Source organism: Frigoribacterium sp. CFBP 8759 (genome assembly GCF_014841655.1).
Taxonomy (GTDB): Bacteria; Actinomycetota; Actinomycetes; order Actinomycetales; family Microbacteriaceae; genus Frigoribacterium.
In genome coordinates this window covers 847,830-859,791 of the sequence record NZ_JACYUH010000002.1, presented here as the reverse complement: position 1 = coordinate 859,791, position 11,962 = coordinate 847,830, and the positions used below count along the sequence as shown (strand labels likewise).

General features: G+C 71.6%; 13 protein-coding genes. 7 read left to right on the top strand and 6 right to left on the bottom strand.

What is annotated here, in order from left to right; translation table 11 throughout:
- Positions 1–24: 24 nt before the first annotated feature.
- The 4 genes from IFT79_RS09305 (at position 25) to IFT79_RS09290 (ending at position 3,578) form a co-directional block, all read left to right on the top strand.
- Entirely contained in the window at positions 25–882 is an 858-nt protein-coding gene (locus IFT79_RS09305; RefSeq protein ID WP_192123730.1) for a LysR substrate-binding domain-containing protein, read from the top strand.
- A gap of 82 nt (positions 883–964) precedes the next feature.
- Positions 965–1,369, top strand: a complete 405-nt coding sequence (locus tag IFT79_RS09300; RefSeq protein ID WP_192123729.1) for a DoxX family protein — start codon at positions 965–967, stop codon at positions 1,367–1,369.
- Positions 1,370–1,481: 112 nt separating this feature from the next.
- Entirely contained in the window at positions 1,482–2,951 is a 1,470-nt protein-coding gene (locus tag IFT79_RS09295; RefSeq protein WP_192123728.1) for an NCS2 family permease, read from the top strand.
- Positions 2,952–3,095: 144 nt separating this feature from the next.
- Complete coding sequence (locus tag IFT79_RS09290) at positions 3,096–3,578, top strand: VOC family protein (protein ID WP_056044983.1); 483 nt, start codon at positions 3,096–3,098, stop codon at positions 3,576–3,578.
- Between the two features lie 31 nt (positions 3,579–3,609).
- Here the strand turns inward: IFT79_RS09290 and manD are convergent, their stop codons facing one another.
- The 3 genes from manD to IFT79_RS09275 form a co-directional block, all read right to left on the bottom strand.
- Positions 3,610–4,848: a D-mannonate dehydratase ManD gene (gene manD, locus IFT79_RS09285; RefSeq protein ID WP_192123727.1), complete on the bottom strand. Its 1,239-nt coding sequence runs from the start codon at positions 4,846–4,848 to the stop codon at positions 3,610–3,612.
- Between the two features lie 136 nt (positions 4,849–4,984).
- Positions 4,985–5,845 (bottom strand): aldo/keto reductase, encoded by an 861-nt coding sequence (locus tag IFT79_RS09280; protein ID WP_192123726.1) that lies wholly within the window; start codon positions 5,843–5,845, stop codon positions 4,985–4,987.
- The gene (locus IFT79_RS09275) at positions 5,842–6,720 is read right to left on the bottom strand and encodes an EI24 domain-containing protein (RefSeq protein WP_199859525.1); all 879 of its coding nucleotides are present in this window, start codon (positions 6,718–6,720) and stop codon (positions 5,842–5,844) included. Before IFT79_RS09275 ends, IFT79_RS09280 begins: the two co-directional genes overlap by 4 nt.
- Positions 6,721–6,841: 121 nt before the next feature.
- Here IFT79_RS09275 and IFT79_RS09270 point away from each other — a divergent pair, with 121 nt between their 5' ends.
- Positions 6,842–7,846 carry an aldo/keto reductase family protein gene (locus tag IFT79_RS09270; RefSeq protein WP_056044991.1) on the top strand — a complete coding sequence of 335 codons (1,005 nt, stop codon included), beginning with the start codon at positions 6,842–6,844 and terminating at the stop codon, positions 7,844–7,846.
- A gap of 94 nt (positions 7,847–7,940) precedes the next feature.
- Here IFT79_RS09270 and IFT79_RS09265 read toward each other — a convergent pair whose 3' ends face one another.
- The 3 genes from IFT79_RS09265 to IFT79_RS09255 form a co-directional block, all read right to left on the bottom strand.
- Positions 7,941–8,489 carry a YbhB/YbcL family Raf kinase inhibitor-like protein gene (locus IFT79_RS09265; RefSeq protein WP_192123723.1) on the bottom strand — a complete coding sequence of 183 codons (549 nt, stop codon included), beginning with the start codon at positions 8,487–8,489 and terminating at the stop codon, positions 7,941–7,943.
- A 73-nt stretch (positions 8,490–8,562) separates the two neighbouring features.
- Positions 8,563–9,426: an aldo/keto reductase gene (locus tag IFT79_RS09260; protein ID WP_056044995.1), complete on the bottom strand. Its 864-nt coding sequence runs from the start codon at positions 9,424–9,426 to the stop codon at positions 8,563–8,565.
- 13 nt (positions 9,427–9,439) lie between these two features.
- Positions 9,440–10,411 carry an aldo/keto reductase gene (locus tag IFT79_RS09255; RefSeq protein WP_192123722.1) on the bottom strand — a complete coding sequence of 324 codons (972 nt, stop codon included), beginning with the start codon at positions 10,409–10,411 and terminating at the stop codon, positions 9,440–9,442.
- A 62-nt stretch (positions 10,412–10,473) separates the two neighbouring features.
- On the opposite strand from IFT79_RS09255, the gene IFT79_RS09250 reads away from it, so the two are divergent.
- On the top strand, positions 10,474–10,881 hold the full coding sequence (locus tag IFT79_RS09250; RefSeq protein ID WP_249407872.1) for a TIGR02611 family protein: 408 nt from the start codon (positions 10,474–10,476) through the stop codon (positions 10,879–10,881).
- A gap of 70 nt (positions 10,882–10,951) precedes the next feature.
- Complete coding sequence (locus IFT79_RS09245; RefSeq protein WP_192123720.1) at positions 10,952–11,899, top strand: DnaJ domain-containing protein; 948 nt, start codon at positions 10,952–10,954, stop codon at positions 11,897–11,899.
- The last annotated feature ends 63 nt before the right edge of the window (positions 11,900–11,962 follow it).

Genomic DNA, 11,962 nt, shown 5'->3' with positions numbered 1-11,962 from the left:
AGACCCTTCGACGGAGGAGGCGCGGTGTACGACCCCACGCTGCTCGCGACGTTCCTCGTCGTGGCCGAGACGCGCAGCTTCACCCGGGCCGCGCAGCGTCTCGGCATCAGCCAGCCGACGGTCAGCCAGCAGGTCGGCCGGCTCGAGAAGGCCGCGGGCCGCACGCTCGTCGCCCGCGACACCCGGGACGTCCGACTGACCGACAACGGCGACGCCATGGCCGGCTTCGCGCGGACGATCCTCGCCGCGCACGCCGCGGCCGAGAGCTACTTCAGCGGCTCGGCCATGCGGGGCCGCCTGCGCTTCGGCGCCGCCGACGACCTCGCCATCACCCAGCTGCCGCGCATCCTGCGCCACTTCCGCCAGCTCTACCCGCAGATCAACCTCGAGCTGACCGTCAACCAGTCCGCGCCGCTGCGCCGTCGACTGGCCGCGGGGCACCTCGACCTGATCTTCGTGAAGCAGACCGTGGGCGAGTCCGACGAGGGCACGCGGGTCGCGGGCGACGCCATGGTCTGGATCGGCCAGGAGAAGCTGGTCGTCGAACCCGGCCAGCCCGTGCCGCTCATCGCCTACCAGGCGCCCAGCCTGAGCCGCCAGATGGCCATCGACGCCCTCGAGCGCGCCGGCCGCACCTGGCGGATCACCTGCAACACCCGTGACGTCAACGGCGTCCTCGCCGCCGTGCGGGCCGGCATGGGGGTCGCCGTGTTCCCGTTCTCGCTGATCCCCACCGACCTCGTCAAGGTCAGCGACCGGTTCTCGCTGCCCACCCTCGGCGACGTCGACTACGTGCTCGTCGCCAACCCGGGTGCCGCCCGTGAACCCGTCGACGCCCTCATGTCGGCCATCACCAGCCGGGGCGTCAGCCGCGCCGTCTGACCCGGTCCGACGGGACGCACCGGTCAGCCACTCCGGCGCGCCGCCCCCGCCCGACCCCGGGAGGCGCGCGCAAGATGGTCGCATGAGTCACCGCCCCACACGCCGTCAGAAGTCCGCCGCCCGTCGGGACGCCCGCGTCCTCGCCGCGATCCTGGGCGGTTCCGGCCTCCTGCACCTCGCCACACCCGCGGTCTACGACGCGGTCGTCCCGAGGAGCGTCCCGGGGCCGGCCCGCTTCTGGACGATCGGCTCCGGTCTCGCCGAGGTCGGCATCGCCGCCGCCCTCCTCGCCCCGCGCACGCGTCCGGCCGGTGGCCTCGCCGCCGCCGCGCTCTTCGTGGCCGTCTTCCCGGCCAACGTCTCGATGGCCCTCCGCGCCCTGACGAGCGAGCGGGCCACGACGGCTCGCCGGGTCGTCACCCTCGCGCGGCTGCCGTTGCAGGTGCCGCTGGTGACGCGCGCGCTCGGCGTGCACCGCGCCTCCTAGGCGTCCGGGCGCGTCGCGGTCGCGGGGCGGGGTCGTTGCTGGGTGCACCCTGGGCACGCCCTATCCTGTTCTCTTCCCCCTCGACATCCGATCTCACCGGAGACGCATCGCCATGGCCACGAACGCCCCCGTCACCACCCCGCCGAGACCCGGAGTCGGGGGCACCCTCGACCGGTTCTTCGAGATCACCCATCGCGGCTCGACCTGGGCCCGCGAGATCCGGGGCGGCGTCGTCACCTTCGTCACGATGGCGTACATCGTCATCCTGAACCCGTTGATCCTCGGCGGCTTCAGCGCAGACCAGGCCGCCAAGGACGTCGCCGGCAACTGGCTGGAGAACGGCCAGGTGGGCGCGGTCACGGCCCTCACCGCGGGCGTCATGACGATCCTCTTCGGAACCGTCGCGCGCCTCCCGTTCGCGTTCGCCGCCGGACTCGGCATCAACTCGTTCCTGGCCGTCAACGTCGTGCAGGACGTCACCTGGCCCGAGGCCATGGGTCTCGTGGTGATCAACGGGCTCGTCATCACGATCCTCGCCGTGACCGGTCTGCGCAGCATGATCTTCACCGCGGTGCCCGCCGCGCTCAAGACAGCGATCACGGTCGGCATCGGCCTGTTCATCGCGTTCATCGGCCTGGTCGACTCGGGCTTCGTGCGCACCAGCGGGACGTCGTCGCCGCCGCTGCAGCTCGGTGACTCCGGCTCGGTGGCGACCCTCCCGACCATCACCTTCGTCATCGGCCTGCTCGTCATCGGCGTGCTGATGGCCCGCAAGGTGCGGGGGGCGATCTTCATCGGCATCGTCGCGTCCACCGTCATCGCCATCGCCCTGCAGGCGATCTTCCAGGTGCCGCCGTCGAACGGCCAGAACCTCGACGACTGGAACCTCAACGCCCCCGTGCTGCCCACCCAGATCGTGGCCCTGCCCGACCTCTCGCTGGTCGGCCAGTTCAGCTTCGGGGCCTTCGCCCGCATCGGCGTGCTGTCGGCGGTCATGCTGGTCTTCACGCTCGTCTTCACCAACTTCTTCGACGCCATGGGCACGATGACCGGCCTGGCCAAGGCCGGCGACGTCGCGGACGCCGACGGCACCTTCCCCCGCCTCCGCTCGGCCCTGATCGTCGAGGGCGTCGGCGCGGTCGCGGGCGGTGCGACGAGTTCGTCGTCCAACACCGTGTTCGTCGAGTCCGCCTCGGGCATCGGCGAAGGCGCCCGGACGGGCTTCGCCTCGGTCGTCACCGGTGCGCTGTTCCTGCTCGCCATGTTCTTCACGCCGCTGACCCAGGTCGTCCCGCTCGAGGTCGCCGCCTCGGCGCTCGTGATCGTCGGCGCGCTCATGGTGTCGCAGATCAGCCAGATCGACTGGACCGACTTCTCGGTCGCCCTGCCGGTGTTCCTGACGATCATCACCATGCCGCTGACCTACTCGATCGCGAACGGCATCGGCGTCGGCTTCGTCAGCTGGGTTGTCGTGCGGGCGTTCGCGGGCAGGGCGCGCACGATCAGCCCGCTGCTCTGGATCGTCGCGGCGGGGTTCCTGGTCTACTTCGTGCGCGGCCCGATCGAGGCGCTGATCGGCTAGGCGTCCACCGGGACGTCACGACGGGCCGCTCGGCGTTCCGGGCGCGCGGCACGTCATGAGGTCTCGTGCGGCGATCCGCTCCGCAGTACGCTGACCGGCAGCAGGCGGCGACGGCGCCGCCTGCCCACCCCGAGGAGGCGCGTCATGCCCCGCATCACCCCCACGCTCTGGTTCGGTCGTGACGTCGAGACCGCAGCGGACTTCTACGTCACCCTGTTCCCGTCGTCGCGCGTCACCGACGTGTCGCGCTATCCCGACGACTTCCCCGACGAAGCGATGGCCGGTCAGGCCCTCGTCGTCGACCTCGAACTCGACGGCCAGCCCTACCGCCTGCTGAACGGCGGCGACGGAGGGCCGAGGCCGACCGAGGCCACGTCGTTCTCGATCTCGGTCGAGTCCCAGGACGAGCTCGACCACTACTGGGACGCCTTCGCGGCCGACGGCGGCCAGGAGGGGCGGTGCGGCTGGGTGACGGACCGCTGGGGCTTCTCCTGGCAGGTCGTCCCGTCGGTGATGGACCGCTACCTCGGCGGGCCCGACCCCGAGGGCGCCGCCCGGGCCATGACCGCGATGATGGGCATGACGCGGTTGGTCATCGCCGAGCTGGCTGCGGCCTACGAGGGGTGACCGGCGCGCTCGCCCGCGCCGCGCCTCCTCGTCACCAGTCGTGGACGGTCCCGTCCGCCAGGCGGTTGTAGGGCAGGTAGGCCTGCGCGTACGGGAACGCCGCGGCGGCCCGCTCGTCCAGCTCGACCCCGATGCCGGGCTGCTCACCCGGGTGCAGCATGCCGTCCTCGAACGTGAAGCTCTGCTCGAAGACCTCGTCCGTTCTCGCACCGTGCTTCATGTACTCCTGGATGCCGAAGTTGTGGATCGCGAGTCCGAGGTGCATCGCGGCCGCCATGCCGACCGGTGAGATGTCGGTCGGACCGTGCATGCCCGACTTGATCTGGTACTGCGAGGCGTACTCGAGCACCTTCTTGAGGTGGGTGATGCCGCCCGTGTGCGTGACGGCGCTGCGGACGTAGTCGATCAGCTGCTCGCGGATGATCTGCTGGTAGTCCCACACGGTGTTGAAGATCTCGCCGATGGCCAGAGGGGCAGTCGTGTGCTGCCGGACGAGTCGCAGGGCCTCGGGGTTCTCGGCCGGGGTGACGTCCTCGAGCCAGAAGAGGTCGAAGGGCTCCAGGCTCTTGCCGAGCCTCGCCGCCTGGATCGGCGTCATGCGGTGGTGACCGTCGTGCAGCAGGGGGATCTCGGGGCCGAACTCGTTCCGCACCGCCTCGAACACGGTGGGCACGTGCCGCAGGTACGAGCGGGTGTCCCAGTCCTCCTCGTTCGGCAGGGCCCCGCGTTGGGCGGGCTCGTGGTCGTAGCGCACGCCGCTGTTGGCGTCGAAGGTGGCGTTCGAGGCGATGCCGTAGATCGACTTCAGGCCGGGCACCCCGGTCTGCACGCGGATGGCCCTGTAGCCCTGTTCCTGGTGGTCGCGGACGCTGTCGAAGAGCTCCTCGAGGTCCTTCCCCGAGGCATGGCCGTAGGTCAGCAACCCCGTGCGCGAGGCTCCGCCGAGCAGCTGGTAGAGGGGCAGGCCGGCGACCTTGGCCTTGATGTCCCAGAGGGCGACGTCGACCGCGGCGATGGCGGCCATCGTGACCGGCCCTCGCCGCCAGTACGCGCTGCGGTAGAGGAACTGCCAGGTGTCCTCGATGCGGGCCGGGTCGCGCCCGATCAGCAGGGGCACGACGTGTTCGGTCAGATAGGCGACGACGGCGAGTTCGCGCCCGTTCAGGGTGGCGTCGCCGAGGCCGGTGACGCCGTCGGAGGTCGTGATCTTCAGCGTCACGAAGTTGCGGTCGGGGCTGGTGACGATCACGTCGGCTCTGTCGATGATCATGCGGTGTCCTCTGGAGCTCGCGTCCGGGTGACGTCGATGTCACCCGGGCTGGTCCCTCCACTCTGGCGCATGCGCGAGCGCGAGGCGAGCCCGTCGGGCGCATGCGCGGGCGCGAGGCGAGCCCGGGAGGCGCGGGTCAGCGCATCTCGAGCGGCACCCTGGTCGTCGGCGCGGGGAACACGCGCTCGAGCTGCACGAACGCCTGGTCGTCGAGGTCGACGGACAGTGCGGCCGCGTTCTCGAGGGTGTGCCCGGCCGTGCCCGCCTTGACGGCGACCATGAGGTCGGGCACGAGGCGCAGCACCCAGGCGAGGGCGAGTTGCGCCGACGAGACGCCGAGATCGGTCGCGACCTGCTCGAGCACGGGGTGACCGAGCAGCTCGCCGCCGTCGACGGGGGAGTACGAGGTGAGCGGCACGCCGTGCTCCCGCGCCCAGGGCAGCAGGTCGAACTCGGGTCCGCGACGGGCCAGGTTGTAGAGGACCTGGTTCGTCTGGACGTTCTGGCCACCGGGCACCGAGAGCAGCTCGTGCAGGTCGTCGACGTCGAAGTTGCTGACGCCCCAGCCGCCGATCGCGCCCTCGGCGACCAGCGCCTCCAGGGCCTCGACGGTCTCGGCGAGCGGGTGGCGACCACGCCAGTGCAGCAGGTAGAGGTCGAGGCGGTCGGTGCCCAGGCGCCCGAGGCTGGCGTGGCAGGCCTCGACCGTGCCCCGGCGTGAGGCGTTGCCCGGCAGCACCTTGCTCACCAGGAACACCTCGTCGCGACGGCCCGCGATCGCCTCGCCGACCAGCCGTTCGGACCGCCCGCCGCCGTACATCTCGGCGGTGTCGATCATGGTCAGGCCGGCGTCGAGGCCGGCTCGCAGGGCGGCGACCTCGTCGGCGCGGCGCCGCGGGTCGTCGCCGATGTTCCAGGTGCCCTGGCCGAGGGCCGGGACGACGCGCCCGTCGGGCAGGGCGACGGCGGGATTGGTCGGAGTCGCGGGGGTGGTCATGCCGGGGGATGGTAGTCGTCGCGCGGGGAGGGTGTGGCCGGCCCCGCCGCGCTCGGGCCCGCCGTGCTCGGCCCCGTCGTGGGCGGGCCTGCCGTGGTCGGGCCTGCCGTGGTCGGGCCTGCCGTGGTCGGGCCCGTCGTGACCTCGCGGGCCAGCAGGGTGGCCGCGGCGACGGCGGCCGGCATCACGAGCACGGCCCCGAGGGGGACGAAGAACAGGAGGTAGGTGGCGGTGCCCAGCCCCAGGGTGCGCGCCCGGTTGACGGCGAGGCCACGGCGGCGCTCGGCGAGCGAGCGGCTCCGGGCGTCGAAGGCGTACCCGGTGAGCTCGACCGCCAGGAACCATCCGCCGGTCAGGGCGCCGAGCACGGGGACGACCGTCTGGCCCAGCACCGGGACGAACCCGCCGACGAACAGGAGGACGCCCACGCCGGCCGTGGCCAGCAGCAGTCGGAGCGAGTCGCCGGCACTCCGGGCGAGCCCGCGCCAGAAGCCCCGGTCGACGTCGGCCGGCGGGTCGCCCTCTCGCTCCTCGACGCGACGCCAGATGCGCTCGTAGAAGGGATCGCCGACGAGGAGCGTGACGGCGGTGAACGCGACGACCGCGAGCAGCACGGCCAGGGCCGCGACGGCCAGAGCTCCGCCGAGACGCACGAGGGTGCGGGACCACTCGGGCCACCCGTCGGCGAACGGCGTCAGGGCGCGGGCCAGGTCGTCGGCGGCGAGGCCCATGCCCACGAGGGCCGCGGCGAAGACCGCACCCACGACGAGGGCGGGCACCGCGCCCAGCAGCATGAGCCGCGGGGACGTCGCCCAGAGGCGCAGGCCCCGGCCGAGCAGGCCCACCCCGCCGAAGAACTCCCCGATCACCGACACGGGGCGAGCGTACCGAGTGCCGGAGGCGCGGGTGCGGTCGGACGACGCGTCACGGCGCGGGGGTGGCGCGTAGCGTCGACGGCGTGCCGCATCGAGGCGGCACCACCGAGAAAGGTCGTCCATGAAGTTCAGGTACCTCGGCAACAGCGGGCTCAAGGTCAGCGAGCTCACCTACGGCAACTGGCTCACCCACGGGTCCCAGGTGGAGAACGACACAGCGACGCGCTGCGTCCGAGCGGCTCTCGACGTCGGCATCAGCTCGTTCGACACGGCCGACGTCTACGCGAACACGCAGGCCGAGACGGTGCTCGGTGAGGCGCTGAAGGGCGAGCGGCGCGAGTCGCTCGAGATCTTCACCAAGGTCTACGGTCCCACCGGGCCCAAGGGCCACAACGACACGGGCCTCAGCCGCAAGCACGTCACCGAGTCGATCAACGGGTCGCTGAAGCGCTTGCAGACCGACTACGTCGACCTCTACCAGGCCCACCGGTACGACGTCGAGACGCCCCTCGAGGAGACGATGGAGACCTTCGCCGACCTGGTCCGCCAGGGCAAGGTGCTCTACATCGGGGTCTCGGAGTGGAACGCCGAGCAGCTGCGCGAGGCGCACGCCCTGGCTCGCGAGCTGAAGATCCAGCTCGTCTCGAACCAGCCCGAGTACTCCCTGCTCTGGCGCGTCATCGAGGACGAGGTCGTCCCGGCCTCGGCCGAACTCGGCATCTCGCAGATCGTCTGGTCTCCCGTCGCCCAGGGCGTCCTGACCGGCAAGTACACCGTCGGTGCCGAGCTGCCCGCGGGCAGCCGGGCCACCGACCAGAAGGGCGGAGCGGGCATGATCGAACGCTGGATGCGCGACGACGTCCTCGACGCCGTGGCCCAGCTCGAGCCGATCGCGTCCGACCTGGGGCTGACCCAGGCGCAGCTGTCGCTGGCGTGGGTGCTGTCGAACGAGAACGTCGCCTCGGCGATCATCGGGGCGTCGCGTCCCGAACAGGTCGAGTCGAACGCGAAGGCGTCGGGCGTCACCCTCGAGGCGGACGTCCTGTCGCGCATCGAGTCGATCTTCGACGGCCTCGCCGAGACGGACCCGCGCAAGACGCAGATGCCGGCCGGCCGCGAAGCCTGATCGGCCGTCGCCCGACGCGACGACGCCCCGCCACGAGATCGTGGCGGGGCGTCGTCGTGCGTCGGCTCGGCGTGCGACCGCTCAGGCCCCGGGCTCAGGCCCCGGGGACCTCGAACGTCGCGGAGATCACCGCGCGGGCCAGCGTGTGGAAGTGCAGGTTGAAGCCGAGGTACGCCGGGCTGGCGGTCTCGTCCACCCCGATCTTCTCGACGTCGAGGGCGTGCACCGCGACGAAGTACGTGTGCGGTCCGTGGCCCTCGGGCGGTGCCGCACCGACGTAGCGGGCGAGCCCACCGTCGTTCTTCAGCTGGAGGGCCCCCTCGGGCAGGCCCGAGCCCTGGTCGTCACCCGCACCGGAGGGCAACGACGTCGTGTCGGCGGGGACGTCGGCCACGGCCCAGTGCCAGAAGCCCGAGCCCGTCGGGGCATAGGGGTCGTAGACCGTGACGGCATAGCTCTTGGTGCCCTCGGGGGCGCCGGACCAGCTCAGCTGGGGGCTGGCGTCGTCTCCGCCCGGGCCCATGATGCCGCTCACCTGCGCGCGCTGCAGCTCACCCCCGTCGGTGAGGTCCGTGCTCGAGAGCTCGAACCCGGGCACGATGCCGATGATGTCGTAGGGGCGGGTGAGGTTGGCGTCGGCCATGGCTGTCTCCTGTTCGTCGGGGATGGTCGTGACGGTGCGCCCGCCCCGAGGGGCGGGCGCACCGGGTGTGCGATCAGGCGGCGTCGAGCCGCTGGATCTCGTCGGTCGAGAGCTTGATCGACGTCGCCGTCGCCGAGTTCATGATCGTCTGCGGTCGGGTCGACCCCGGGATCGGGATGACGAGTTCGGACTTGGCGAGCTCCCAGGCGAGCGTCAGCACCTGCGGCGTGACCCGTCGGGCGTTGGCGATCTCGGCGAACACGGCGTGCTTCGCTCCGAGCTCACCGGCGTTCGTGATGCCGCCGAGGGGGCTCCACGGCAGGAACGCGATGCCCATCTCGTCGCACAGCGCGAGCTCCACCTCACTCGACCGGAACGCGGGCGAGTACTGGTTCTGCACCGACACGAGTCGGTCGTCCAGCACCTCGTTCGCTTCGCGGATCTGGTCGGGCGTGGCGTTCGAGATGCCCGCCATGCGGATGACGCCCTCGTCGAGCAGCTCCACCAGGGCGCCGATCGAGTCGGCGTAGGGCACCGCCGGGTCCGGTCGGTGGAACTGGTACAGCCCGATCGTCTCGACGCCCAGCCGTTTCGCCGAGGCCTTGGCGGCCTCCTTGAGGTAGGCCGGGTCGCCGTTCTGCGCCCACGCCCCCGCCTCGGGGCGGAGGTGTCCACCCTTCGTGGCGACGAGCACCTGGTCGGTGTCGGCGTGGTAGCTCTTCAGCGCCTTGGCGATGAGCAACTCGTTGTGCCCGACCTCGTCCTTGCCCGCCTGGTGGTAGGCGTCGGCCGTGTCGATCAGGGTGATGCCCTGCTCGAGTGCGGCGTGGATGGTCGCGATGCCCTGCTTCTCGTCGGGTCGGCCCTCGATCGACAGGGGCATGCCGCCCAGGCCGATCGCACTGACCGTCACGTCTCCGATTGTCCTGGTCTTCATGTCGTCCTCCGGTTCACCACGCGTAGTCCTCGGGCGACGTCTCGTGCCCGGGGAAGATCTCGTCCAGCCGCGCCAGCGCGGCCTCGTCCAGCTCGACGTCGACGGCGGCGACCGCCGACTCCAGTTGTGCCATGGTCCGCGGGCCCGTGATCGGCCCGGTGACGCCCGGCTGGTGCAGCAGCCAGGCGAGGGCGACCTCGCCGGGCGCGTGGCCCAACTCGCGGGCGAACGCCTCGTAGGCCTCGAGCTGGTCGCGGTGTTCGGCGACGTACTCCGCGCTCCGCCCCTCGAGTCGTCGTGAGCCCTCTTCGGTCTTCTCGATGACGCCGCCGAGCAGACCGCCGTTGAGCGGCGACCACGGGATCATCCCGAGACCGTAGTGACGGGCGGCGGGCAGGGTCTCGCGCTCGACGTCCCGCACGATCAGGTTGTAGATCGACTGTTCGCTCACGAGGCCGCTGAAGTGACGCGCCTTGGCGGCTTCCTGGGCCTGCGCGATGTGCCAGCCGGCGAAGTTGCTGCTGCCGGCGTAGAGGACCTTACCCTGCTGGACCGCGACCTCCATCGCCTGCCAGATCTCGTCCCACGGCGTCTCGCGATCGACGTGGTGGAACTGGTAGAGGTCGATGTGGTCGGTCTGCAGACGCGACAGGCTCGCGTCGAGCGCTCGACGGATGTTCAGGGCGCTGAGCTTGCCGTCGTTGGGCCAGTCGCCCATGTCGCCGTACAGCTTCGTGGCGAGGACGGTCTTCTCCCGTCGCCCGCCCCCACGGGCGAACCACCGACCGATGATCTGCTCGGTGATGCCTTCGCCCTTCTCCCAGCCGTAGACGTTGGCCGTGTCGAAGAAGTTGACGCCGAGCTCGTGGGCCCGGTCCATGATCGCGTGGGAGTCGTCTTCCGTGGTCTGGGGCCCGAAGTTCATCGTGCCGAGGACGGCCCGTGAGACGGACAACCCTGTGCGTCCGAGGTGTGTGTAATCCATGTTCCCTGGCTACCCCCTCCCGGGCCGTGCTGCTCACAGGAACGCCCCCTAACGTCGCCGTCATGGACGAGCAGCCCGAGAGCCCGGACGGCGTGCCCCTCGACGAGCGTCGCGGGGCCGGTCCGCATCGAGGTGCTCGGCGCCGTGCACTGCGCGACGGTCCCGCGAAGATGCGCCTGAGGCTCGACGCGCACCCTCGGCTCCGGTTGCTCTACAAGATCGGCGTCGGGGTGCTCGGAGCCCTGATCGTCGTCGTCGGCCTCATCCTGGTCCCGCTGCCCGGACCCGGTTGGCTCGTCGTCTTCCTCGGGGTCGCCGTGCTGGGCACGGAGTTCCCGGCCGCCCATCGCATCACCCTGTGGGTGCGTCGACTCGTCGGCCGCGCCCGTCTCCGGTGGCGGGCGTGGCGGGTCGCCCGGTCGGCGCGGCGGGCGTCGAGCGTCAAGCCCTCGGCCGCCCCGTCGCGGTGAAGCACAGGGCCCACACGGTCCCGGCGGCCGTCGACCGGACGTCCAGCGCACGTTCGGTAAAGTCGCCGTCGTGACGCCCAGCCCCGCCTCCGCCACGCCCTACGAGGTGCTCGGCGTGCCGTCGACGGCGTCGACCGACGACCTCCGTCGCGCCTATCGACGCCTGGCCCGCCAGACCCACCCCGACCTCGGCGGCACCGCGCAGGCATTCCGCGACGTGCAGCACGCGTGGCAGCAGGTGGGCACGCCCGAGGCCCGCGCCTCCTACGACCAGGGGTCGGCGTCCCGGAGCACCGCCCCCTCGGGCAGCGCGCGGTCCGCGGGCTCGAGTGCCCCCGGCTGGTCACCCCCGCCCCGGGAGCCGGCTCGTACCGATTCGAAGCCCAAGGCCCGGGTGCACGGCCACCCCGGTGGTGCGAACCGCGAGCGGTACCTCGGCCTGATGCGCGAGTGGGTCGGTCGGGGAGTCCCGCTCGACGATCCGTACGACGAGCGCCTCGTCCGGAGCGCGCCTCCCGAGATCCGTCACGTGCTCGCCGACGCGATGGCCGAAGAGGCCACCGTCGCGGCCGTCACCGACCTCGGCATCGGTTTCACCATCTGGAGCGACGTCGACGCGGGGGTCGAGGGCAAGCTCGACCACGTCGTGTTGGGGCCGTCGGGCCTCTTCGCCATCCAGTCCTCCGACTGGGGCAGCGAGGTGCAGGTGTCGCGCGGCGAGCTCGTCGGCCGGGGCATCCCCGCCGACGAGGAGCCCGTCCGCGACCTCACGCGTCAGGCCCGCGCCGTGCGACGGGAGACCCGCGTGTCGTTCACGGCCCAGTTGATCGTGGTGCCCGACGACGACTTCGGGCCCGCCCTCGAGAAGGTCGCGCGTCGTGCCGGGGGCACCTGGGTCGTGCGCCGCTCGCTGCTGCCGCAGGTCCTGCGTCACGGTCCCGAGCTCGGCGACCGCACGAGCATCTCGGACGTCTTCGAGGTCCGGGCCCGGCTGCAGCAGGCCATCCGGTTCGTCTGACCGGGGTTGGCGCCCGGGCCCGGCAGGGTCCACGCTGGGGGCGAGACGCCGGCGTCCGTCGGC